The sequence below is a fragment of the Jannaschia pagri genome (assembly GCF_019655435.1).
Classification (GTDB): Bacteria; Pseudomonadota; Alphaproteobacteria; order Rhodobacterales; family Rhodobacteraceae; genus Jannaschia; species Jannaschia pagri.
Window position 1 is genome coordinate 505,262 of sequence record NZ_BPFH01000001.1, and the last position, 23,703, is coordinate 528,964.

Here is a 23,703-nt window from a genome sequence, read left to right on the forward strand (position 1 = left end):
CACCGCAGGCTCCGGACCCAGGGTGCGCGTAGGCAATTTCAGCACAGCCGTCAATTGATCCCTGGGCTGCATGTCGGCCCCGCCCGACCAATCAAAGGGTTGACGCAGCCATGGGTAGCGGGGCATCCGACGGTGTGGAGGGCTCTTAGCTCAGCTGGATAGAGCAGCCGACTTCTAATCGGCAGGTCGAGGGTTCGAATCCTTCAGGGCCCGCCACCGTCTCCCTCGCAGTGTTTTGGCTGGGAAGTCCCGGACAAGGGACGTGACTTTGGCGATCTACACTAGACTTAGGGGTGATCCTTCATTCAGACTTTGTAGGCCCCCTTCGCTGGGTGTGTTCGCCGATTGCGTCGCCTTACCCGTCTCAGGCTGTGCGGACTCGGATATACAGGGACGCGGCGAAGCTGTCTGAACTCCGCTGCGCACGACCAACATCCGCCCAAGTCGGGAAACCATTTCGGGTTCGCTCATCTACGCCAGGGGCTCAGTGTCGCATCCAGTGCAGCCTGTCGGCGTGTTTAGGTCGTCGAGCGTAATTCTGGGAATCTCAGACCCTGCAAATCGACCTTCAGATGCCAGAGCACATCGCTAGATCACGGCAGGCGACTACCCCCCGACAAGACAGAACAAGGGCAGAGGCCATACCACAGGTCCAAACCGTTTGCTCCCGGCTGCCCGATCCAGATCTGGCCACTCCCGCGACCGTTACGGGCTGCGGGTCGAACCCGGCATAGAGCAGAGCCAAGGGGAGCATCGTGCCGCCAGGCCGCAACACTGCACCCGTCAGGCACGAGGGGTGCCTTCCCGTGGGGCTATCGGCAAATGCGCTCTGTCGTCTTTTGCGTTCCCAGGGGCCGTCGATTGGCCTACGCCTGACGTCAGAGGAGGCGCCCGGATCACCACGGGCCGGAAGACACCGGGGGAACACATATGGACGAGATAGCGGGGCAAAAACCGCTTGGCCTGGCGATGATTGGCGCGGGCATGGTTGCGGCCACCCATCTCCGCGCGATCCGCGCCTTGGTCGGGCGCGTGACCCTGGTGGGGGTGATGGCACGCCAGGCAGCCTCGGCGCAGGCACTGATTGATCAGGCGGATTGGGACGTCCGCCCAAAGGTCTACGCATCACTGGCAGACGTGGCGCGCGATCCAGCGGTCGACATTGCCGTGGTCGTAGCACCCCCCAATGCACGTCTCGACGTGATTGCGCCGCTGGCCGACGCCGGACAGCATATCTTACTGGAAAAACCAGTCGCGCGGACGGCAGAGGAGGCCGCCCAGGTCGTCGCCCTGTGTGACGCGGCAAACGTGAGGCTCGGCGTGTTCTTTCAACACCGGATGCGCGAGGCCTCGCGGGCCGCCCAGACCCTTGTCGCAAGCGGCGATCTGGGTTCGCTCGGCTTGGTTGAGGTTGCCGTCCCTTGGTGGCGCGAACAATCGTATTACGACGACCCTGGCCGAGGGACCTATGCTCGCGACGGCGGCGGGGTCCTTATCTCCCAGGCGATCCATACGCTGGATCTGGCCTTGAGCCTGGCAGGTCCGGTGGTCTCGGTCCAAGCGATGACGGCGACCACCCGTCTCCATGATATGGAGGCCGAAGACTTCGCCACGGCTGGTCTGCGCTTTGCAAACGGCGCGGTCGGGTCCGTCGTGGCCAGCACAGCTGCTTATCCAGGCAAGGCGGAAACCATCGTGCTGCATTTTGAGCGCGCCAGCCTGACGCTGGACTCAGGCGTTCTGCGCGTGGCCTGGCGGGATGGCCGGGTCGAGACGGTTGGGGGTCAGGCCGGAACCGGTGGCGGCGCGGACCCCATGGCCTTTACCCACGAATGGCACCAGGGGATCATCGAGGACTTTGTGGACGCCCTGCACGCGGGCCGTCCCCCCATCGCCCCCGGCGCGCAAGCCTTGGCCGTGCATCGCCTGATCACCGCAATAGAAACGTCGGCCCGAACAGGGCAGCGAACGGAGGTTCTGCCATGAAATTTGGCGCAATCGGCATCGACCATCGCCATATCTTTGGGATGGCCGCCAACATGATCGCCGCGGGCGGGACCTTCGCCGGATGGTGGACCGATGGTGCCCCCGAACCGCTTGCCGGGTTCCAAAAACGATTTCCAGATGTTCCTCGGGTCGCGGAAGCCGATGCTCTGTTGGCCGATCCGACCCTTGATCTGATCTTAATCTCTTGCATCCCGCGTGACCGTGCGGGCTGGGCAATCAAGGCGATGCAAGCGGGCAAGGATGTGATGGTCGACAAACCGGGGTGCACGACCCTGGATCAATTGGCGGCGATCAAGGCCGTGCAGGCCGAAACCGGTCGCATTTGGAGCGTGGATTTTTCCGAGCGGTTCGAAGTGCCCTGCGTCACCCGCGCCGCCGAATTGGTGCGGGCGGGGGCGATTGGCAAAGTTGTTCAGACCGTCGGGCTCGGCCCCCACCGTCTCAACCGCGCGACGCGGCCCGGTTGGTTCTTTGAGCGGGAGGCCTATGGCGGGATCATCACCGATATCGGCAGCCACCAGATCGACCAGTTTCTGTATTTCACCGGCTCCACCGATGCGACGGTGATGCACGCCAGTATCGATAACGTGGGGAACCCGAACGATCCAGACCTTCAGGACTTCGGCGAGGTCGTGCTGCAGAGCCCCCAGGGGCGGGGCTACATTCGGTTGGATTGGTTCACGCCGGACGCCCTGCCGACCTGGGGGGATGGTCGGCTGACGATTTTGGGCACCGAGGGCTACATCGAATTGCGGAAGTATGTGGATGCAGGCGCCTCCGATGCGACGGACACGCTGATCCTCGTGAACGGGGAGCGCCACGCGAAGATCGACGCCAGCGACGCCGGGATGCCGTATTTCCATAGGCTTATGGCGGACATCCGGGATCGAACCGAGACCGCCATGCCCCAAGCCCATGCCTTTAAAGTGATGGAATTGGCCATCACAGCGCAACTCCATGCGGAGCGTCTCGGCGCCTAGATGACACGGCGACCCGACGCCGATCAACGCGCGCCGCTCTGCCACCATGTTGGGTCAGGCGATGAGGCGCCCTTGTCGCACGTCGAAGGCAAGGGGCGCATCGCCAGACGTTATCGCGCAGGACGAGCGGACTGCCCAAGGCAGTCGAGCCGCAGCCGGGCTAGCGAAGCCTCGTCCTCGGCACGCATCCTGCGACGACGGTCCTGCCCGCCGGGCTGTGCCCAGCCGTTACAGAACGAAGTCATCGACCGTCACGCCCGCCCCCACGATGTAGATCTGCCCGTCGGCCACCTCGTCCCCATCCACATCAAGCGAGGCAATCGTCACATCCACGCCCGACAAAACGAAGTCATTTAAGATTATCTCGCCCGCCATTCCCGTGAACTCGGTCCCTGCGTGGGTGAACCGCTGATTTCCGGCGAGGGTCTCATCGGCGTCGATCAGGAACAGGTTGATCTTGTCGCCTTCGGTGCCGTCGAAATCCCGCACCTCGTCCCGCCGGAATCGCCCCACGCCTGTATCGTCGATGCTGCGGAAGACGAAGTTGTCTGCCCCCGCCCCGCCCGTCATGAAATCACGGCCACCGCCGCCCTCGATCCGGTCATCACCGCCTTGACCCAGCAGAACATCGACATCGTCCCCTCCGAACAGGCTGTCGTTATCGGCGCCCCCGAGCAGGGTGTCGCGGCCATCGAGCCCGTGGAGCTCATCGGCGCCCAGGGACCCGTCGAGACGCTCGCCCTTGGCGTTAGAGCCGAAAATGCGGTCGGCATGGGCGGAGCCGAAGACGTTCTCAATGCTCCCGAGGACGTCGTTGCCGCCCCCACCCGACGCGAACCCGCTTTCCAAGGACACCAAGACACCGGACGACAGCCCCACATAAAGGGCCGTGTCAGATCCCGTTCCGCCGAACAGAGTGTCATCGCCAAGACCGCCGATCAGCGTATCGTTGTTAGCGCCGCCGTTGATGCCGTCATTGCCTTCACCGCCCTCCAGGCGGTCCAAGCCTGCGTCACCGGACAGGGTATCGTCGCCATCGCCGCCCAAAACCCTGTCGTTGTCGGCACCACCCGACAGACGGTCGCGGTCGTCGCCCCCGCTCAGCGTGTCGTCGCCCGCGCCCCCTGCGATATTGTTCACACCGCCATCGCCCCGCAGGTCATCGGAAAACGCAGATCCGATCAGCGCCTCCACGCTCTCAAACGTGGAGCCAGCGGCGAAGCCTGTGTTCAGGCTTTGGTTAGTCAGACGAACCGTTGCACCTTCGGTCGCCTCCGCCAGCGATACGGTATCAAATCCAAGACCGCCGTCGAAGGATTGACCAACCGCGCTGGCAACGATCCGGTCGCTCCCCCCGAAGCCAAAGACCTGGGTGGCCCCGGCTGGCGCGGCAATCGTCTCGGACCCGGAGGTGCCCAGAATGATGGCATCGTCGATCACGGCAGACAGGCTGACGGTGCCATCCGCGAACTGCAAACGTTCAATCGAGTCGAGAACATCGACGCCTTCGGCGGCATCCGTCGTGCGCAGGTCCCCGACCGCCACCTGCCCGGCAGCCGTGCGCCCGATGACGTAATCGGATCGGTTGCCGCTATAGACAGCCGTGTCGGTTTGACCTTCCCCAATTAGCGTGTCATCGCCCCGGCCACCGACCAAGCGGTCGGAGTTAAATGCGCCTTTGATGACGTCATCGCCGTCGAGCCCCTCAATCGTGACCTTGTTGTTGCGGGATTCGAGAACGTCGTCGAAGTTGGACCCCGTGATGTGTTCAACGCCGGTGATGGTATCGCCGTCCGCGTGACCACCCGACACGGTGGCAGCGGCCCCGTTCAGGCGCACATTCACGGCCGCATCGGACCCGCTGTAATCGATGCGGTCTTGATTACCGCCCCGCCCTTCGATCACGTCCGCACCGGCGCCACCGACAAACGCTTGGTTGCGGTCGTTCCCGATCAAGGTGTCATCGCCTGCGCCACCGTCGAACAGGCCCGTGCCGGTACCGCCGTTGCGAATGAGGTCTTCACCGTCGCCACCACGCAATGTATCGCGCCCGCCGCCGCCATTGAGGGTGTCGTTCCCCTTGCCGCCCTCAATCACGTTGACGCCGCTGTTGCCCTGAAGGTTATCGGCGAACTCGGTCCCGATAACATTCTCAAACCGTCTGTATGTGAGGGACCCTATGGTACCGCCGTCCAGCGTGGCCGTGACAGCCGATGACACCCGTTGAAGGTCCAACGTGTCGATGCCGGAGCCGCCGTCCAGGTCCAGACCAGCCTGCGCCGCCACATCGCCAACCAGCTGCGCCGTGTCATCACCGCCGCCGAAGACGACCTTGGTGGTCTCAACCTCTCGAATGTCGAGCGTGAAGAGACCGGCGGATGTTTGACCGTTCAGCTCCGTGCGCGCGAAGAGAAGGCCGTTTTGCCCCACTTCAAAGCTGGCCACATCCGCGTTCTGGAGGTCAGTGTTCACCAGATCCGTGTTGAAATTCACCTGAACCGTGTCGGTCCCGGCGCCGCCGTTGAATAGGTCGGACCCGTCTCCGTTGTTCCAAACGATGAGGTCCGCGCCGAGGCCACCGAACACCTGATCGTTGCCCTTGCCCCCAATCAGCGTGTCAGCACCATCCAGACCGTTCAGGGTATCGTCGCCCCCTAAGCCACGGATCTCATTGTCGCCGGTGTTGCCGGTCAAGCTGTCAGAGCTGAGGTCAGAGCCGGTGACGTTTTCGATATTGCGAACCGATTGTACGCCAGCCCCTCCACCGACTGTGTAGGTCTCAGCGGCTAAGTCGACGGTGACGAAGTTAAACGTGTAGCCCGACATGTCCAACAAGTCGGTGCCCGTGCCCCCATCGACGTCGTCGATGAAATTCCCGTTTTCGACAATGATCGTATCATCGCCTCCTCCGCCATTGACGGTATCGATGCCGCGATTGCCGTTGAGAACGTCATCTTCGCCGCCCCCCAAAAGGGAGTCTGCGCCCAATCCGCCAGTCAGGGTGTCGTCGCCCCGGCCGCCTGCAATGGTGTCATCCCCGTCGCCCCCGTCGATGGAATCGTCATCACGGGTCGCCAGCACATCATCGTTGGCGTCGGTCAATTGCAGGTTCAAAGGTCCCACGCCCAAGCCCACCGTTTGCAGCGTGGTGCCGTCTAGGAAGGACAAGATCAGAAGGCCGTTTGGAAGCAATGTGGCCGATGGCGACGACACCCCGGCGCCTTCGGCCACCTTAACGTCCGATCCGACCTTGGCGCCGGTGGAATCGAAGCGCTGGACCAGCAGTTTGTTGCCGCTGTTTTCGCGGTCGAACAGGGCGACGAAGCCCCCATCGTCCAGGGCAATGATCTCCGGCTCGTTGTGCTGGTCACCCCCGGTTCCGAAGATCTCGACGGGGGCAGGCGTCCGCGCGGTCCCGTCCGCCTCAAAGATTTGAAAGAAGACATCCGCCTCAAGGCCGGTGTCCGAGGTATAGGCAACGGCGAAGGCGCCATCGGACAGCGCCGTGACACGACCGTCCGAAACGGCCCCGCTGGTCGGAGAGGTGGACGTGCCACGGGCGAGTTCCGATCCATCGGGCGCCAGGAGGATGAACGTGAGAGCGTCAACCGCGCTGGTTCCCGTCCCGTTGCTGTCGATCACCACCACGCGGTTGCCACCAGCCAAGATAGCGGAGTCCAGCGTCGTCGCGGCATCGGCGTCGATTGCCGTGGATGTGGTTTGTGAAAAGGCGCCACCGGTAACCGCGCGATGTTCTTGCAGAGTTCGGACACCACCCGTCTCATCGACGACGTGCAGGGCAATGTCGGCCAGGCGCGTCCCACTCAGAACCGGATCGGTCAGTGTGCCCGCCGAGGTAAATGTCCCCGCAAGGGTGGTGGTGGCCGCGACTGTCCCGCCTGACACCCCAAAGGAGGCGACGACCACATCGCCCCCGACGGTTTGATAGGCCAAGACGATCTCTTGGCCGTCGATGGCAAGCACATCGAAATCGCCTGTGGCCGAGCCCGTTGCCAGGAGGGCTTCGACATCCACCGTCGTGACAACATCCGAGAAGGCTTGCAGGCGAATGTCACCGTTGGGTGCGCGGTAGACTGTCACAAAGGATCCGTCCGACAGCACAATCGTGCGGTGGTTTGCAGCAGGGTCAGCGGTCGTATTGGCCTGTTGTTGGGCAAACACGATGGACGGTGTGGTCACGGCAGGCATGGGACTCTCTCCAATTGCAAAACCTCCGCTCGCGCGGAACGATCAGGGAGTAGTCGGGGCCACCGCAGAAATGGTTCAAAGAAACGGCGAAAAAATCGCAAATATTTGTCTTGTCGCGGTTTTCTGACACGAGGCCGCCCCTCGCCACGGGTGTTCACGCTGGACGCTCGCCTTGAAGGACCAGTCTCTCAGCCTTGCAGGACCGGTCCCAGAGTGTCACAAATCAAGGGCGTAGCGATGCAGCAAGGGGTGCAGACGCAGTTCTCATGGAAGACCGTGATCTGCTCAAACGTATCGCATCGGGCGACACCTCTGCCATGCGCGTCTTCTTTGAACGCTATGAGGCCTCGCTCTTCGCGTTTCTGCGCAGTCGCGGGGCAGATACGCAGACCGCGGATGATGTTGTGCAAGACGCGATGCTGGCCGTTTGGCGCACGGCCGGATCCTTTCGCGGCACCTCGCGCGTTAAGACCTGGCTGTTTGCGATTGGGCGCAACAAATTGATCGACCGGCAGCGTCGCGGGTCCCACCTACAGGTTGTGGAGGACGTGCCAGACACGGCGGATGACGCGCCCAATGCCGAAGCCTTGCTGATTGCGGCGCAGGATGCAGAGCGTGTGCGCGCATGCTTGGACCGGCTTAAACCCCATCACCTGACGGCCATGCGGCTCGCCTTCTACGAGGACATGACCTACGCAGAAATCGCCGAGATTGAGGGCCGCCCAGAAGGGACGATCAAAGCCCGCGTCCATTACGCGAAGCAACTCTTGATGCGGTGCCTCGGCAAACGCTAGGCCCTCAATCCGCCGCAACCCGGGATATGAGATCGGGCCGCCGACCCAACAGATCCTGGGCCCGGTTCCGCGTCTGTTCGTCTGCGAAGGTCAAACGATAGACACCCATGGCCCCTGGGCCGCTTGAGATGCGGGCCCCGACCTCCGACAGCAGGGCAGAGACCTCGGCGACGTCTGCCGTCTCCACAAACACAACCTGCAAGGTGGTGATCCGATCCGTTGTGTAGGCGGGGTGATAGATCCGCTCCGACCACGGGGTCACCCCCGGCTGGACAAAGGACCAAACGGCCGTGGCGAGACAGGCCACGCTTGCCGCTTGCAGAATGGCGCGCGCCCGAGGCGTTCGTCGTTCCAAGGGCCGCGTCGCCAAGCGACGCTCAAATCGCGCCCATCCATCCGGTGGCGGTCGCGGCTGGGAGGACGGGTCGGCCAAGACTTGCCGGACCGTGCGCAGAAGCGCCACCTCTTGTGCCGTACCCGAGTGCCGGTCTTGGTCCCTCAACCCCTCTCTCGGATCGCGGTGCGAGGGGCGCCCCGCCACGTGGGTCCGCAGCCTGTCATCCCGATCCGTCATTATCCCTCCATCAGGTCGCGCAACCTCTCTGGGGCGCAGGGCACAGGACCTGCGCTCCCCCTGTGACGCATGGGGCGGTCGAAGGGTTGAAAAGATTTTTCGGCTTCGGGAGCCGGAACTGGCGACCTAGGACTAGCGCGCAGCTTCATCCTGTCGCACATGCGGATCTTGAAGCCGTTCCGCTTTTCGGTATACAGCGGCATACAATTAAGTGTCGGTCGGCCCGAGGGCCAATCCCTCCGATCGACGTGCCATCGGAACCCTAGCCAGATCAGGTCGCCATGAGCCTTTACGCCGCATACCTAGAAGAGATCGCCGCCCGCAAATCCGAAGGGTTGAACCCCAAGCCCATCGACGATGCCGGTCTGACGCTGGAGATCATCGAACAGATCAAGGACACGGCCCATCCGCACCGGGCTGATTCTTTGCAGTTCTTCATCTACAACACGCTACCCGGCACCACGAGCGCGGCGGGCGCCAAGGCGCAGTTCCTCAAGGACATCATCCTCGGCACCGCCACCGTTGCGGAGATCACGCCGGAATTTGCTTTTGAACTGCTCTCGCACATGAAGGGCGGCCCCTCGGTCGAGGTTCTGCTCGACCTGGCACTGGGCGATAACACCGAGGTCGCGCAGCGGGCCGTCGACGTGCTGAAGACGCAGGTCTTCCTCTATGAAGCGGACACCGACCGGATTGCCGCCGCCTACAAAGCCGGCAACCCCTTGGCGAAAGAGCTGCTGGAAAGCTACGTCCAGGCTGAATTCTTCACCAAGCTTCCCGAGGTCGAAGAAGAGATCAAGGTCGTCACCTACATTGCCGCGGAAGGCGACATTTCGACCGACCTGCTTTCGCCCGGCAACCAGGCCCACTCCCGCTCGGACCGGGAGTTGCACGGCAAATGCCTGATTTCCGAGGCCGCGCAGCAGGAAATCGAGGCGCTTAAGCTTCAGCATCCCGACAAGCGCGTGATGCTGATCGCCGAAAAGGGCACCATGGGCGTCGGCTCGTCGCGGATGTCTGGGGTCAACAACGTGGCCCTTTGGACCGGTAAGCAGGCCAGCCCCTATGTGCCCTTCGTCAACTTTGCCCCCATCGTGGCGGGCACCAATGGCATTTCGCCCATCTTCCTGACGACCGTTGGCGTCACCGGCGGGATCGGTGTCGACCTCAAGAACTGGGTCAAAAAGCTCGGCGATGACGGCAAGCCCGTCCTCAACAACGATGGTAACCCCGTGCTGGAGCAAAAGTACTCCGTCGATACGGGCACTGTGCTGACCATCAACACCCGCGAGAAAAAGCTCTACTCCGAAGACGGCAGCGAAGAGCTGGTGGATATGTCCGCCTCCTTCACCCCGCAAAAGGTGGAGTTCATGAAGGCCGGTGGATCCTACGCCATCGTCTTTGGCAAAAAGCTTCAGACGTTCGCCGCCGAGACCCTGGGCGTCGAGGCCCCGCTGGTCTTTGCCCCCTCCAAGGAAATCAGCCATGAGGGCCAGGGCCTGACGGCGGTCGAAAAGATCTTCAACGCCAACGCCCGCGGCGCGACGCCAGGCAAGGTGCTGCACGCCGGATCGGACGTGCGGGTCAAGGTCAACATCGTCGGATCCCAGGACACGACGGGTCTGATGACCAGCCAGGAACTGGAAGCAATGGCCGCCACGGTCCTGTCGCCCAGCGTCGATGGTGCCTATCAGTCGGGCTGTCACACGGCCTCGGTCTGGGACGTCAAAGCCCAGGCCAACACGCCCAAGCTGATGGCCTTCATGCATAAGTTCGGCCTGATCACGGCGCGCGACCCCAAGGGCGTGTACCATTCGATGACCGACGTCATCCACAAGGTGCTCAACGACATCACAGTGGACGATTGGGCGATTATCATCGGCGGTGACAGCCATACGCGCATGTCCAAGGGCGTGGCCTTTGGCGCCGACTCCGGCACAGTGGCCCTGGCCCTGGCCACGGGCGAGGCGACCATGCCGATCCCCGAGACGGTCAAGGTCACCTTCACCGGTGAGATGGCGCAGCACATGGACTTCCGCGACGTGGTCCACGCCACCCAGGCCCAAATGCTGGCCCAGCACGGCGATAACGTCTTCCAAGGCCGGATCATCGAAGTGCACATCGGCACGCTCCTGGCCGACCAGGCCTTCACATTCACGGACTGGACCGCCGAGATGAAGGCCAAGGCCTCCATCTGTATTTCCAACGACGATACGCTGATCGAGTCGCTGGAAATCGCCAAGGCGCGCATCCAGGTCATGATCGACAAGGGCATGGATAACGACGTTCAGATGCTGCAAGGCCTGATCGACATCGCCGAAGCCCGGATCGCTCAGATCCGCTCGGGCGAAAAGCCCGCCCTGCGGCCCGATGACAACGCCAAGTACTTCGCCGAAGTCGTCGTCGACTTGGGCGCCATTGACGAGCCGATGATCGCCGACCCGGACGTCAACAACGCCGACGTCTCCAAGCGCTACACCCACGACACCATTCGCCCGATTTCCTACTACGGCGCGGAAAAGAAGGTGGACCTGGGCTTTGTCGGATCCTGCATGGTCCACAAGGGCGACATCAAGATCGTGGCCCAGATGCTGCGCAACCTCGAAGAGGTGCACGGCAAGGTGGAGTTCCAGGCCCCGCTGGTGGTCGCCGCCCCGACCTACAACATCATCGACGAGTTGAAGGCGGAGGGCGACTGGGAGATCCTGCAAAAGTACTGCGGGTTCGAGTTCGACGACGCCGCGCCCAAAAAGGTCGCGCGCACGGAGTACGAGAACATCCTGTATCTGGAGCGTCCGGGCTGTAATCTCTGCATGGGCAACCAGGAAAAGGCCGCCAAGGGGGACACCGTCCTGGCCACCTCGACCCGCCTGTTCCAAGGCCGCGTCGTGGCCGACAGCGCGACCAAGAAAGGTGAGTCGCTGCTGGGCTCGACCCCGGTTGTCGTCCTCTCGGCGATCCTGGGCCGGACGCCCACGCTGGAGGAATACAAAGCCTCGGTGAACGGCATCAACCTGACCAAGTTCGCACCGCCGCTGACGAAGCCGCTGGACACGCTCTCGGTTCACTTCTGAGACCGTAAGACACCATGAAAAGAAGGCCGGCGGTTTGTAGGACCGCCGGCCTTTTTCGTTGTCTTGTTAGCGCCCTGCTCCCTAGCGGCTCAAGACCTCCGGCAGCCAGGTGGCCATCCCCGGAAACATGAACAAGATCACGATAAAGACCGCCATCACGCAGAACATCGGGAACGACGCCCTGGAGATGAAGCCCATGTCCCGGCCCGTCATCCCCTGCAACACGAACAGGTTGAACCCGATGGGCGGCGTGATTTGCGCCATCTCAACGACGATCATCACATAGACGCCGAACCAAAGCATATCGAACCCGGCGGCGCGCACCATCGGCTCGATCACGGCCATGGTCAAAACGATGGAGCTGAGGCCGTCCAGAAAGCAGCCCAGCACGATGTAGAACAGTGTCAGGATCACGATCAGCATGACGGGGCTGAGGTTCCAGGCCTCGATCCCCTCGGCCAGCGCGCGCGGAATGCCCGTGAAGCCCATGGCCAAGGACAGGAACCCTGCCCCCATGAGGATCAGCATAATCATCGCATTGGTGCGCACCGCGCCGATGATGCTGTCCATCAAGCTGGCCCATGTCAGCGTCCTTTGCAGCGCCGACAGTAGGATTGCGCCAAAGACGCCCAGGGCCGCCGCCTCGGTTGCCGTCGCAATCCCCGCATAGATGGAGCCGATGACCCCGGCGATCAGCAGCAGGACCGGCAACAGATCCAACAGGCGACGCCCGATGTTGGACACATCAACCTCCGCCATGGGATGGAACGTCCGGCGGTTCAGCATCGCCCAGCCCATGACATAAATCATCATGCAACCCGCCAGGGCCAAACCGGGGATCAAGGCGGCCATGAACAGCTTGGAAATGCTTTCGTTCACGGTCACGCCGAACACGATCATGGCGATGGAGGGCGGGATCAACAGACCCAGCGTCCCGGCCCCCGACAGGGTCCCGACGATCATTTTCTCGGGGTACTTCCGGCGCCGCAGTTCCGGGATCGACATCTTGCCGACGGTGGCAACCGTCGCCGCCGACGACCCGGAAATCGCGGCAAAGACCGCCGACGCGCCAATGTTCACATGGAGCAGCGACCCTGGCAGCCCCCGCATGAACGGCGCCAGCCCGCGAAACAGCGTCTCCGACAATTTGGTTCGGAACAGGATCTCGCCCATCCAGATGAACAGGGGCAAGGCCGTCAGGGTCCAAGACGATTGCTCCCCCCAGATGGTCAGCGCCATGGAATCGCCGATGGGGCGCGAAGTGAACAGAGCCAACCCCACGGCCGCCGTGGTCAGAAGCGCCGCGCCAACCCAAATGCCCAGCGCCAGGAGCGCAAAGAGGGTGCCGACGAAGATCAGGATCGCAAGGGTTTCCATTAGACCTCTGCCCCGTGGCTGTCGGACCGCTCAGGATCGATGGCGCCATAATCGAACAGCGCCTGGGCAAGACTGTGCAGCACGGCAATCGCCAACAGCCCCGCGCCTAGCGCGACTGGTGTCTGCGGGATCCAGAGCGGGGTCGCATCGGCGCCCTCGCTGCGTTCACCGAACTGATAGCTAAAATAGACCAATCGCCCCATGTAATAGGCCAGGAAGCAAGCCACGGCGGACATGATCGCCAGGCAGACGGTCTCTAGCCACTGGCGGCGCCTGCCGTGGAAGCGTTGAATGACAAGCCCGACGCGGATGTGGCCGTTTGTTCGAAAGGTGTAGCTGAGCGCCATGAAGGTGCTGGTGGCCATCACATAGCCCGCCAAGTCGTTAACGCCGCCAAGGTAGAGCCCGAACAAACGCCCCACGACAGAGTACAGGATCAGCCCGCAGAGGCCGACCAACAAGGCGCCAGCGCCGTAGCCTGCCATTCGGTACAAGGCGTCGAGACCTTGGGAAAGTCTATGCCACATGGTTCGGCCCCCAGATGCTCACACGGACATCGGGTCCGACGGTGCTGACCACCACCGGACCCGTTGTTCTGCATATCGTCGTCTCAACGATGGTTTACTGAAGGCTATCGAGAACCGCCTGGCCCCGCTCGCCCACACGCTCCAACCAATCGGCGCGCAACTCGCCCCCAACCTCTTGGAAGGCGGCGAGAACCTCGGGCGTCAGGTCTGCAACGGTCATGCCTTTCTCGGTGAATTGCTCCACGTACCATCCGGCCAATTCCTCCGCCTGGGCCCAGCACGAGGCTTCGGCATTCGCGGCGGCGGTTTCGATCACGCCCTGGGTATCAGCGTCCAAACCATCCCAGGCCCGCTGGTTCACAAAGACCATGTTGCGCGGCAGCCAAGCCTGCACATCGTAGTAGTAGTCCACATGTTCCCAAAGCGCGCGGTCGTACCCGGTGGAGCCGGAGGAAATCATCGATTCTGCGACGCCCGTGGCGAAGGCTTGGCTCAACTCCGCCGCTTCGATGGTGGTGGGCACCATCCCCAGGCCGTCGGCCATCCGCGAAGTGGTGGCGTTATAGGCCCGGAACTTCAGGCCCGCGATGGCCTCCAGGGAGGTCGCCTCGGCCACGGAGTAGAAGCCCTGCGGCGGCCAGGGGCAGGAATAGAGGAAGTGCAGGCCCGCCTCGGCAACGGTTTCTTCCAAGGTCTCGCGGGAGGCATCATAAAGCGCCCGCGCCCCTTCAAAGCCTGTGGCCAGGAACGGCACGCTGTCGATCTCATAAAACGGATCTTCGTTGCCCAGCGCCGAGATCAACCGCTCGCCCATGGGCGCAAGCCCACGGCGCACAGCGCCATAGATCTCCGACCCGGAAAACAATGACCCGCCGGGGTGCGTGACCACCTCTAGATCGCTATTGGCGGTCACTTCCTCAGCGAAGGCGGCTGCGGTTTCGGAATGGTAGTTCGTCGCCGAATAGGCCAGCGCCATGTCCCAGGTCTCTGCCTGCGCCGCGGCGGCAGACAGCATGACGATGGCAGACGTAGTCACGGTGGCAAAAGATCTCATCTCGTCTTCCCTGATGGTTGTGCGTTTTCGTTTTTTATTCGGGGATCATCCGGCAATTTGAGATCGATCTTATCGCGCCAAACGGCCGCACAATCCCCAATGGGGATCAGCGTATCGGCAAGATTGGCACTTGGATAGCATTTGTCCGCCTGCCGCGCGGGCTAAAGGCCAAAACGTCCTGGCGCATAGGGTCTGGGGTCGATGGCAGGCGGACGGCCCTCGATCAGGTCGGCCAGCAAACCACCGGTGCCGGCAGAAGTGCTGAACCCGATATGTTGGTGGCCCGCCGCGACCCAAAGCCCGGGATGCCGCCGGATCGGTCCAATGGCAGGCAAACTGTCTGGGAGGGTGGGCCGGTTTCCAACCGCAGGTGTGGCCTGAGCGGGCGTGCCAAACGCCAACGCATCGCGGGCGGCTGCGACTGCGGCGTCACACATGCTCGGGGATGGCGGACTGTTCAGGTGCGTCAACTCCGTCCCGGTGGAAATCTGGATACCGCCCGGACGCGGCGCCGCTACATAGCCGCCGTCCACATCGAAAAAGGGCCGCACCAAGGCCCCCGCGCTGGCGAAAATCTGAACGTAGCCCCGCTCCACAGCCAAGGGGAGCGGCGGGCCCAGCGGGGCCAAAAGGTCATTTGTCCAAGGCCCCAAAGCCAGAACGACATGGTCGAACGGACCGTCTTCACCGTCGGACAGGGCCACGCGCCACCCGTCCGCCCGCTTAGACAGCCCGGAGACCGACGCCTGGCGGAGCGTCACGCCAGAGAGGACCGCTAGATCCACATAGGCCCGGCCAAGGGCGCGAGGGTCGGCGTGGGCCGCGCCCGTCACATGGACGCCACCCCCGAAGCAGGGGCGCAGGGTGGGCTCAAGCCTTGCGATATCGGCGGGTGTCACCACCTCAGCCGCCACATCGCGGTCATGTAGCCGCTTGGAATGGGACGTGGCCCGCGCGATCCCCTCGCGCCCACGGTACAGGATCAGCCAGCCCTTGGCCTCCAAACCATCGAAGCCGGCCCTGCTGGTTAGGAGGTCGTGTTGTGTTCGGGCATAGCCAATCAACTCGGTCAACGCGCGGATGGACCGTTCCGACCGGGATCTGCGGCTGTTGTTCAGAAACCGGATCGCCCAAGGCAGAAGCCGCGGCGCCGACCGTAGGTGGACCCGAAAGCCCGGATGACGACCGGTTACCAGCCGAGGAAGATCCGAGAACAGGGCCGGGTTGTTCAGCGGGATCACAGAACTTGTGGCCAGGACTCCCGCGTTCCATCGAGACGTCTGCTGCGCTGGCGTCTCCTTGTCGAGCAGCGTCACGCGGTGCCCCCTGTCCGACAACGCCTGGGCACAGCAGATGCCGACAAGGCCCGCTCCGACGACAACCGTCCGCGTCAAAGCCTCGGCCCCAAAACGTCCGCCAGACGCGACCTATCACACATTGTGTCCTCTCCCCCTGTGCTTGCCCAGCAGGCCGCCACACCAGAATGACCGCGCGCGCGATGGATGCAACTTGACGAATTGCCGGGCCGTCTCTGATTGTCGAGACCATGTCGAAGACGGCCAGAATATGGACCGAGGATGCTGTGGAGCGCCGCATCCTCTGGAGGTCGCAACGAACGGCCGGAGGTCAGACCGGCTGCAGCCGGGCTCGACGGAACCGCGCGCCTTACCGCATCGCAGGCCTCACAAAGTGCGGGATCATCACGGGGTGCTCCATCGTTCTGAACACCACCCTCAGGAAGGCGAACAGCCTGGCCTTGGTGCACCTGGAAAGCCCACGGTGCGTGGTCTTTGGGCGCCATCTCGACGGGCACAACCAGAGGCCGGTACGGAAGATCGGTCAACGCACCTCAGGAATGCCCGCGTGACGCTTCGATTAGCCCAGCGCTCCGGGCGGTATGAAACCCCTCCCGCCCGCACACCTCAGTATCGCCCATGACAACCGGACCCCATATCGGCGTGCTGATGCTGGACACGGCCTTTCCGCGGATCCTCGGGGATGCGGGAAACGTCGACAGCTACCCCTGCCCGGCGGTGCTCCATCGGGTTGCGGGGGCCGAGGCGCGTCGGGTCGTGCGCCCGGGTCAACCCGACGTGGACCTGCTACCCCCCTTCCTGGCCGCCGCCCGCACGCTTGAGGAGGGTGGCGCCGTCGGCCTCGTCTCAACCTGCGGCTTTCTCGTCCATTTTCAGGGCGATATTGCCCGTGCCGTCGGTATCCCTGTCATTCTGTCAGCCCTGTCGCTCTGTCCGTTGGTCCAGGGAATGACCGGTGGGCGGCCCGTCGGCATCCTGACCGCCTCTGCCGCGAGCCTGACGCAAGGCGGACTTGCCGCCGCAGGGATCGCGCCACAGGACGCACATGTGGCGGGCCTGGAAGATTGCCCCGCGTTCGCGCTGGCCATACTCAGCCCGGACCCTACACCCCTTGAGCAGTTCGACTCGCAAGCCATCGCCGCAGCGGCCGTTGCCCGTGCCCGGGCACTCATCGACCATACGCCGGAGATCGGGGCCATCCTGTTGGAGTGCGGCAACTTACCCCCGTACACCCAGGCGATCGCCCAGGCGACGGGGCGCCCTGTTTTCAGCATCCTGGACGCCGCCCGGCTTCTTTGGCGAGACGGCATTTAGCAGACCTGGGATGCCTGGAACCCAGACGCCTGCCCTAGTTGGATCGTGAGCGACGATACCTTGGGTCCCGCACCTCAGCGCATCCCCTACCGTCCTAATCTTACCCACGAACTTCGACCGACGGATCGTCACAGACCAGCCGTCAGACGCCTGCATGCGCTGGTAGCCCGCGCGCACAAGTCCCGCTATATGTCCCCCGAACCAGGAGGCGCCGATGCTGGACCAGCCCGAAGACGACATCCACGCGCTGTTTCACGGCGCCCCCAAAACGACCGAGTTTCGCAAGCTGCGCAAACGCATCATTCGGGACACCCGCGAGGCGATCGACCGCTATGCCATGGTGAACCGTGACGGCACCCGCGCGCGCTGGCTGGTGTGCCTGTCCGGCGGCAAGGATAGCTACACGCTTTTGGCCGCGCTGACCGAGTTGCAATGGCGCGGGTTGCTGCCCGTGGACATTCTGGTCTGCAACCTTGACCAGGGTCAGCCCGGGTTTCCGGCGACGGTCCTGCCCGAGTTTCTCAGTAAGATGGGCGTTCCCCACCGCATCGAATATCGGGACACCTATTCCGTCGTCGTCGATAAGGTTCCCCAGGGGCGCACCTATTGTGCGCTCTGTTCGCGATTGCGGCGGGCGAACCTGTATCGTGTTGCGCGCGAAGAAGGCTGCTCGGCGGTGGTTCTGGGCCACCACCGCGACGACATCCTAGAGACGTTCTTTTTGAACCTCTTCCACGGCGGCAAGGTCGCGACGATGCCGCCAAAACTGCTCAACGACGAGGGTGATCTTTTTGTCCTGCGGCCCCTCGCCCATGTGGCCGAAGCCGATTGCGACCGGTTTGCCCGCGCCATGGGATACCCGATCATTCCCTGTGACCTCTGCGGGTCGCAGGATGGGCTCCAACGCCAGGCCATCAAAGCTATGTTGGACGGGTGGGAGGCCAAGGCACCAGGCCGACGGGCCAAGATGTTCTCGGCGCTTTGCCAAGTGCGGCCATCGCATATGCCGGACCCGGCGCTGTTCGACTTTGCGGGCCTTATGGCCACGGCTGACCAACCGGTTGAAGCAAATTCTATGGAAGTTCCCCGCCTGCGTTAACAGAGAGGTGAGGCCTCGGTTGCTAGCGTTGCGACGCTTAGTCGCCGGAGGCACCATGGACCAGGACCGCGCTCAATCTGATATCGGATCGACCCTGGCGCAACGATGGGCCGCCCTGCGGGCCTCGGTCGATTGGGTCCTACTTTTCCCCGCATTCGCGGCCATCGCTTGGCTGATCGGCGAAACAGCGGTTGCCATGGTCCTGGTGGTTGTCCTTCCCGTTCTGCTCGCGCTGCAGGGCACGTCGCGCAGGGGACGCGCCGGCGACCTTTCAGAGGGCACTACGCCCTCGGGCCAGCAGATGCACAGGCTTACCCTGCAACGGTTCATAGACGACGTGTTGGAGGATTGCGCCCGCCGGGACCGCACCACCGCCGTGCTACAGGTGCGCGTGGACGATCTGCACGTGGCCGATGGCGAATGGGGCACGGAAATCTCCGAAAAGGTTATGGACCGCATCATTCAGCGCATCGCGGCAACCATCCGGGGTCAAGATGGGGTCATTCGATCGGGCGACGGTTGTTTGACGATCGTGCTGGCCCCGACTCGGCGCGCCGACCTTCCCGTGGTGATGAACATCGTGGATCGGGTCCAGGCCGCTGTGGCGGAACCCATTTCGCTGGAGGGCAGATCCGTCCGGGTCCGATCCTGCGTGGGCATCTGCTCCGAGGCGATGGCCCCCGCACGAACGGGGGCGGCACTTTTGGCGGCAACGGACTGCGCCTTGCGGGTCGCCATGCGCCAAGGGGACGATGCGGTCCGGGCGTTCAATCCCGACCTGCGCACCCAGGTCGAGACGGATCACAAACTGTCAACACAGGTCGATGAGGCGTTGGATCGGGGCGACATTCTTCCCTGGTTCCAACCACAGATCGACTCTGTCACGGGGCGGATTGTCGGTTTTGAGGCCCTTGCCCGGTGGGATCATCCGGAGTTTGGCCTGCTGGGGCCGGATCAATTCCTGCCATCGGTCCATTCGGCAGGCCGCATGTCAGACCTTGGAGAAATCATGCTGCGGGGAAGCCTCGAAGCGATCTCCGGCTGGGACAAGCTCGGGTTGGATGTGCCGACCGTTGGCGTAAACCTGTCGCTCGAAGAGTTGAGCGATCCACGATTGGCCGACCGCTTGATCTGGCAAGTCGACCGCTATGACCTGGCACCCAAAAGGGTTGCCATAGAAATCCTGGAAAACGTCACCCTACGTGAGAATGACGAGATCATCGTTCATAATATCAATCAATTACGCGACGCTGGATTCCATCTCGACTTGGATGATTTTGGGACCGGCGCGGCCTCAATTTCTCACATCGCGCGGTTTGGCGTCCATCGGATCAAGTTGGACCGCAGCTTCGTCCACCACATCGACAAGGATGACACACAACGCCGAATTGTGCGTGCCATCCTCAGCCTTGCCGACAACCTCTCCATCGCCACCCTCGCGGAGGGGGTCGAAACCCAATCGGAGCGGGACACCCTGACCAAAATGGGCTGTCCGCATCTGCAAGGGTTTGGGATTGCGCGCCCCATGCCGCTCGCCGACGCCACGACATGGGCGCTTGCCAAGCGGCGCGGCGACGCGAGCGCGCTGCACCAAATGCGCCCCCACGGAACAGCGTGACCGCCTGCGCAACAGCCCGCCCCTCCTATTCCGTTATCCGCCTTGCCGCGATTTTGCTCCCTGATGCAGGGTTGCGCGTCCTCACGCGGCTACAAATGCAAACGGGGATCCGCCAATCTCAGCACCCCACAATCTGCCGATGCCACCTGACGGCGTTTTCGTCACGGCGGCCCGCACCCGGTTTCGCCTTGACCTTCGGGCGCGCTGTCTGTTGAACGGCGCGCAACCCCGACATGCCCCGGACAGGTCCCATGGACGATCAAAATAAGAACCTTATCCTTGCCACGGTCTTGTCGGCCCTGGTCATGCTTGTCTGGTTTGTCTTGTTCCCACCCGAACAACAAGCCCCCACGGTCGCCGAGACCCCCACCAACGACGGGTTGGTGGTCGATGCAGAAGGCGGCGCCATAACGCCACCCGCCGCCCCCGGCGTCACGGCAACCCCGGATACGCTCGCCGTCACGCCCGGCGCTAGCCGTAGCACCGCCCTTGCGGCGGCGACCCGGATCCCCGTCGAGACACCGCGTCTAACCGGATCCATCTCGCTCAATGGGGGGCGTATCGACGATATCTCCATGCTCGACTACCGCGAGACATTGGACGAGGGTTCGCCGATCGTCACGCTGCTGAACCCGGCGGGCGGGCCCAGCGCCTATTACGCATTGCACGGCTGGGTCCCGGCCGGTGATCTGCCCTCTGACGCGGTGCCAGGGCCAAACACGGTTTGGAGCGCCCCGCCGGGTGCAACGCTCACGCCAGACTCCCCTGTCACGTTGACATGGGACAATGGCGCGGGCTTGATCTTTCAACGTGAGATTTCCGTCGATGCGGATTTCATGTTCTCCATTCGCCAGTCCGTCGAGAACACGACCGACGCATCCATTCGTCTGGCGCCCTACGGCCTGATCGCGCGACACGGCGAGCCGGATACGGTCAACTTCTTCATCCTGCATGAAGGCGTTGTCCAAAAGATCGACGGTGAACTGGCCGAACTGGACTACGGTGATGTGACCGACCTCGACCCCGTTGCCGCCGAAGGCGGTCGGGTTGAGATCCGCCAGGTTGAGGCCTCTGGCTGGCTCGGCTTTACGGACAAGTATTGGATGACCACCCTCATCCCCGCCGAGGCGCAGTCCTTCGCGAGCGTGGTCAAATATGTCGAAGGCGCCGACATCTACCAGACTGAAACGCGCCTGCCTGCGATCACGGTCGAACCGGGCGCCACCGGCGCCTCCGCCAGTCGCCTGTTTGCAGGGGCGAAGGAATGGGCCACGATCCGGAACTACGAAGCCGGTCGAGAACTGGGCGGTTTGGGCGACCACCTCGCCTATACCTTTGGGCTGACGGACGAGACGGGCCAAGAAGTCGACCGGTTCATCGACAGCATCGACTGGGGCTGGTTCTATTTCCTCACAAAGCCGATCTTCATGGGGCTGCACGGTCTGAACGTCGTGATCGGCAACATGGGCATCGCCATCATCGTGCTGACCTTGATCATCAAGGCGATCCTGCTGCCGCTGGCCTACAAAAGCTACGTCTCCATGGCGCGCATGAAAGAATTGCAGCCCGAGATGGAGAAGCTCAAGGAAAAGGCCGGGGATGACCGCCAAAAGCTCCAGCAAGGGATGATGGAGCTCTATAAGACGAACAAGGTCAATCCGGCGGCGGGATGTTTGCCAATCCTGCTGCAGATTCCGATTTTCTTCAGTCTTTATAAGGTGATCTTTGTCACGCTTGAGTTGCGCCATGCGCCCTTCTTCGGGCCGTTCCAAGACCTGAGCGCACCGGACCCCACGTCCATCATGAACCTGTTCGGCCTGCTGCACTTCGCCGCGCCGGACCCGTCGTCTGTGTTGGCGCTGGTCTTTATTGGGATCCTGCCCATCCTGCTGGGCATCTCCATGTGGTTGCAGCAAAAGCTGAACCCGGCCCCCACCGACCCGACGCAAGCGATGATCTTCGCCTATCTGCCCTGGGTCTTCATGTTCATGCTGGGCGGCTTTGCCAGCGGGTTGGTCATCTACTGGATCGCGAACAACACGATCACCTTTATCCAGCAGTATTCCATCATGCGGTCCCATGGATCCAAGCCCGACCTCTTCGGCAACATCAAGGCGAGCTTCGCGAAGAAGACCCCAGCCGCCGCCAATGAGGCAAAAGCGCCGACCGGCAAATCGAAGGCCCCGAAGACCAAGGACAAGTCGTGACCCCGCGTCTGACCGGCATAATGCGCTACCCGATCAAAGGGATCGGGCGCGAAACGCTGGAGTCGGTCACGCTGACCCCAGAGGCCCCCATGCCCGGCGACCGAGCCTGGGCCTTGCTGCATGAGAACGGCGCCGACACCGACGATTGGCAACCCCGGCGCAACTTCCTTGTCGTTGCCACCGCACCTGCTTTGGCGCCTGTGACCGCAACCAGCGGAGCGGCGGGGATCACGCTGCGCCACCCCGATCGGCCAGACCTCACCTTGGACCCCAGCCAAGACGGTCCGACCTTGATCGACTGGGTCCGTCCGCTTTGGCCGGAGGACAGACCCGCGCCGAAGCGCCTCGTCCGCGCGCCAGCACAGGGAATGGCTGACAACGGTGAGGCGCAGGTATCGATCCTGAACCTCGCATCGCTGCGCGCCCTCTCCCAACGTCTTGACTATCCGTTGGAAGTGGATCGGTTCCGCGGGAATCTGATCGTCGATGGGATCCCCCCTTGGGGTGAGTTCGACTGGGTTGGGCGCACGATCACTATCGGCGCCATCCGACTGTCCGTGACCGAGCGGATCGAGCGCTGCCGCGCGACCGAGGCCAACACCACCACGGGGCTTCGTGATGTCGATCCGGTTCGGGGCCTTCGCGAGGGTTGGGACCACAAGGACTTCGGCGTCGTGGCCACGGTCATGACCGGCGGTGACATTCACGTCGGCGATACGGTTGTGGAATGACTGCGCTCCGCGCCCATGATGTTCTGAACGACGGGACGTCCGGCCAATCTCGCGCCAGCCATTACGCCGGGCGCAAGCGCGTCATGCATTGGGTCGATGACCCTTTGGCGGGAGTCCTAGGTCTGGCCCTGCCTCCTGTTCGCTCCACCTGGGTCATTTCCGCATGACGGCCCTCCCCTTCCCAGAGGTGACGCCCCCCGACGCCACGACCGAGGAACGCGGGCGCAAGCTGTTTGCGACGGGCACCGATTTTCTCAAAGGCGTGGTCGCCATGTCGGGGATGCCCCCGGCGGATCGTGTGGAGGTCTGCTTCGCCGGTCGCTCAAACGTCGGAAAATCGACGCTCATCAACGCGGTAACCGGGCGCCGGGCCCTGGCACGTGCCTCCAACACGCCGGGCCGCACGCAGGAAATCAATTTCTTTACCGTAGCCGACAGCCATTACCTCGTGGATCTGCCAGGCTATGGCTTCGCCAAGGCCCCCAAGGCGGAGGTGGCCAAGTGGCAAGCGCTGCTCAAATCCTACCTCGCCGGCCGCGCGTCCCTGCGCCGCGCTTTCGTCCTGATCGACGCACGCCACGGGGTCAAAGCTGTCGACGAAGAGATCATGTCCCTCCTCGACGCCTCTGCCGTGACCTTCCAGACGGTGTTGACCAAGATGGACAAGGTGAAAGTGGCAGACAGGGACAAAGCCTTGGACACCACGCGGAAGGCCCTGGCCCGACACCCCGCCGCCTATCCGGAATTGATCCTCACCAGCAGCGAAACCGGCCAAGGGATCGCCACGTTGCGATCCGTCATCGCCGATATCGCCTGACGGCG

At 63.0% G+C, this 23,703-nt stretch carries 17 protein-coding genes and 1 tRNA gene; 12 read left to right on the forward strand and 6 right to left on the reverse strand.

The window, feature by feature from the left end:
* The first annotated feature begins 139 nt into the window (after positions 1–139).
* From K5R33_RS02580 to K5R33_RS02590, 3 genes are all read left to right on the forward strand, one after another.
* Positions 140–216 (forward strand) — tRNA-Arg (locus tag K5R33_RS02580).
* 714 nt (positions 217–930) lie between these two features.
* Positions 931–1,986, forward strand: coding sequence for a Gfo/Idh/MocA family protein (locus tag K5R33_RS02585; protein WP_220747392.1), 1,056 nt, complete (start codon positions 931–933; stop codon positions 1,984–1,986).
* Entirely contained in the window at positions 1,983–2,987 is a 1,005-nt protein-coding gene (locus K5R33_RS02590) for a Gfo/Idh/MocA family protein (protein ID WP_220747394.1), read from the forward strand. The genes K5R33_RS02585 and K5R33_RS02590 overlap by 4 nt, the downstream gene beginning before the upstream one ends.
* Before the next feature lie 228 nt (positions 2,988–3,215).
* Here the strand turns inward: K5R33_RS02590 and K5R33_RS02595 are convergent, their stop codons facing one another.
* Positions 3,216–7,196, reverse strand: a complete 3,981-nt coding sequence (locus tag K5R33_RS02595) for a beta strand repeat-containing protein (protein WP_220747395.1) — start codon at positions 7,194–7,196, stop codon at positions 3,216–3,218.
* A 266-nt stretch (positions 7,197–7,462) separates the two neighbouring features.
* On the opposite strand from K5R33_RS02595, the gene K5R33_RS02600 reads away from it, so the two are divergent.
* Positions 7,463–7,990 (forward strand): RNA polymerase sigma factor, encoded by a 528-nt coding sequence (locus K5R33_RS02600; protein WP_220747396.1) that lies wholly within the window; start codon positions 7,463–7,465, stop codon positions 7,988–7,990.
* A gap of 4 nt (positions 7,991–7,994) precedes the next feature.
* On the opposite strand, the gene K5R33_RS02605 is transcribed toward K5R33_RS02600, so the two are convergent.
* Complete coding sequence (locus K5R33_RS02605) at positions 7,995–8,564, reverse strand: hypothetical protein (protein WP_220747397.1); 570 nt, start codon at positions 8,562–8,564, stop codon at positions 7,995–7,997.
* Positions 8,565–8,845: 281 nt separating this feature from the next.
* Between K5R33_RS02605 and K5R33_RS02610 the strand changes: the two genes are divergently transcribed.
* Complete coding sequence (locus K5R33_RS02610; protein ID WP_220747399.1) at positions 8,846–11,638, forward strand: bifunctional aconitate hydratase 2/2-methylisocitrate dehydratase; 2,793 nt, start codon at positions 8,846–8,848, stop codon at positions 11,636–11,638.
* 81 nt (positions 11,639–11,719) lie between these two features.
* On the opposite strand, the gene K5R33_RS02615 is transcribed toward K5R33_RS02610, so the two are convergent.
* From K5R33_RS02615 to K5R33_RS02630, 4 genes are all read right to left on the reverse strand, one after another.
* A complete protein-coding gene (locus tag K5R33_RS02615) occupies positions 11,720–13,015 on the reverse strand; it encodes a TRAP transporter large permease (RefSeq protein WP_220747400.1) in 1,296 nt (431 codons plus the stop codon).
* Entirely contained in the window at positions 13,015–13,542 is a 528-nt protein-coding gene (locus K5R33_RS02620) for a TRAP transporter small permease subunit (protein WP_220747401.1), read from the reverse strand. The genes K5R33_RS02615 and K5R33_RS02620 overlap by 1 nt, the downstream gene beginning before the upstream one ends.
* A gap of 94 nt (positions 13,543–13,636) precedes the next feature.
* Positions 13,637–14,596 carry a TRAP transporter substrate-binding protein gene (locus K5R33_RS02625; protein ID WP_220747402.1) on the reverse strand — a complete coding sequence of 320 codons (960 nt, stop codon included), beginning with the start codon at positions 14,594–14,596 and terminating at the stop codon, positions 13,637–13,639.
* Positions 14,597–14,757: 161 nt separating this feature from the next.
* Positions 14,758–15,990: an NAD(P)/FAD-dependent oxidoreductase gene (locus K5R33_RS02630; RefSeq protein ID WP_220747403.1), complete on the reverse strand. Its 1,233-nt coding sequence runs from the start codon at positions 15,988–15,990 to the stop codon at positions 14,758–14,760.
* A 540-nt stretch (positions 15,991–16,530) separates the two neighbouring features.
* On the opposite strand from K5R33_RS02630, the gene K5R33_RS02635 reads away from it, so the two are divergent.
* From K5R33_RS02635 to yihA, 7 genes are all read left to right on the forward strand, one after another.
* Positions 16,531–17,226: an aspartate/glutamate racemase family protein gene (locus K5R33_RS02635; protein WP_220747404.1), complete on the forward strand. Its 696-nt coding sequence runs from the start codon at positions 16,531–16,533 to the stop codon at positions 17,224–17,226.
* Positions 17,227–17,440: 214 nt separating this feature from the next.
* Positions 17,441–18,325, forward strand: coding sequence for a tRNA 2-thiocytidine(32) synthetase TtcA (ttcA, locus tag K5R33_RS02640; protein ID WP_220747405.1), 885 nt, complete (start codon positions 17,441–17,443; stop codon positions 18,323–18,325).
* Between the two features lie 55 nt (positions 18,326–18,380).
* Entirely contained in the window at positions 18,381–19,943 is a 1,563-nt protein-coding gene (locus K5R33_RS02645) for a putative bifunctional diguanylate cyclase/phosphodiesterase (protein WP_220747407.1), read from the forward strand.
* A gap of 251 nt (positions 19,944–20,194) precedes the next feature.
* Positions 20,195–22,150: a membrane protein insertase YidC gene (yidC, locus tag K5R33_RS02650; protein ID WP_220747409.1), complete on the forward strand. Its 1,956-nt coding sequence runs from the start codon at positions 20,195–20,197 to the stop codon at positions 22,148–22,150.
* On the forward strand, positions 22,147–22,881 hold the full coding sequence (locus tag K5R33_RS02655) for an MOSC domain-containing protein (RefSeq protein ID WP_255576065.1): 735 nt from the start codon (positions 22,147–22,149) through the stop codon (positions 22,879–22,881). Before yidC ends, K5R33_RS02655 begins: the two co-directional genes overlap by 4 nt.
* Positions 22,878–23,048 carry a hypothetical protein gene (locus K5R33_RS02660; RefSeq protein ID WP_220747410.1) on the forward strand — a complete coding sequence of 57 codons (171 nt, stop codon included), beginning with the start codon at positions 22,878–22,880 and terminating at the stop codon, positions 23,046–23,048. The genes K5R33_RS02655 and K5R33_RS02660 overlap by 4 nt, the downstream gene beginning before the upstream one ends.
* On the forward strand, positions 23,045–23,698 hold the full coding sequence (yihA, locus tag K5R33_RS02665) for a ribosome biogenesis GTP-binding protein YihA/YsxC (protein WP_220747411.1): 654 nt from the start codon (positions 23,045–23,047) through the stop codon (positions 23,696–23,698). The genes K5R33_RS02660 and yihA overlap by 4 nt, the downstream gene beginning before the upstream one ends.
* Positions 23,699–23,703 lie beyond the last annotated feature (5 nt).

Bases quoted from the DNA above. Each gene is read 5' to 3' on its own strand.
- K5R33_RS02605 (WP_220747397.1), bottom strand. From the start codon at position 8,564: ATGACGGATCGGGATGACAGGCTGCGGACCCACGTGGCGGGGCGCCCC.
- K5R33_RS02590 (WP_220747394.1), top strand. From the start codon at position 1,983: ATGAAATTTGGCGCAATCGGCATCGACCATCGCCATATCTTTGGGATG.
- K5R33_RS02635 (WP_220747404.1), top strand. From the start codon at position 16,531: ATGACAACCGGACCCCATATCGGCGTGCTGATGCTGGACACGGCCTTT.
- ttcA (WP_220747405.1), top strand. From the start codon at position 17,441: ATGCTGGACCAGCCCGAAGACGACATCCACGCGCTGTTTCACGGCGCC.
- K5R33_RS02600 (WP_220747396.1), top strand. From the start codon at position 7,463: ATGGAAGACCGTGATCTGCTCAAACGTATCGCATCGGGCGACACCTCT.
- K5R33_RS02645 (WP_220747407.1), top strand. From the start codon at position 18,381: ATGGACCAGGACCGCGCTCAATCTGATATCGGATCGACCCTGGCGCAA.
- yihA (WP_220747411.1), top strand. From the start codon at position 23,045: ATGACGGCCCTCCCCTTCCCAGAGGTGACGCCCCCCGACGCCACGACC.
- yidC (WP_220747409.1), top strand. From the start codon at position 20,195: ATGGACGATCAAAATAAGAACCTTATCCTTGCCACGGTCTTGTCGGCC.
- K5R33_RS02585 (WP_220747392.1), top strand. From the start codon at position 931: ATGGACGAGATAGCGGGGCAAAAACCGCTTGGCCTGGCGATGATTGGC.
- K5R33_RS02610 (WP_220747399.1), top strand. From the start codon at position 8,846: ATGAGCCTTTACGCCGCATACCTAGAAGAGATCGCCGCCCGCAAATCC.
- K5R33_RS02620 (WP_220747401.1), bottom strand. From the start codon at position 13,542: ATGTGGCATAGACTTTCCCAAGGTCTCGACGCCTTGTACCGAATGGCA.
- K5R33_RS02615 (WP_220747400.1), bottom strand. From the start codon at position 13,015: ATGGAAACCCTTGCGATCCTGATCTTCGTCGGCACCCTCTTTGCGCTC.
- K5R33_RS02660 (WP_220747410.1), top strand. From the start codon at position 22,878: ATGACTGCGCTCCGCGCCCATGATGTTCTGAACGACGGGACGTCCGGC.
- K5R33_RS02595 (WP_220747395.1), bottom strand. From the start codon at position 7,196: ATGCCTGCCGTGACCACACCGTCCATCGTGTTTGCCCAACAACAGGCC.
- K5R33_RS02625 (WP_220747402.1), bottom strand. From the start codon at position 14,596: ATGAGATCTTTTGCCACCGTGACTACGTCTGCCATCGTCATGCTGTCT.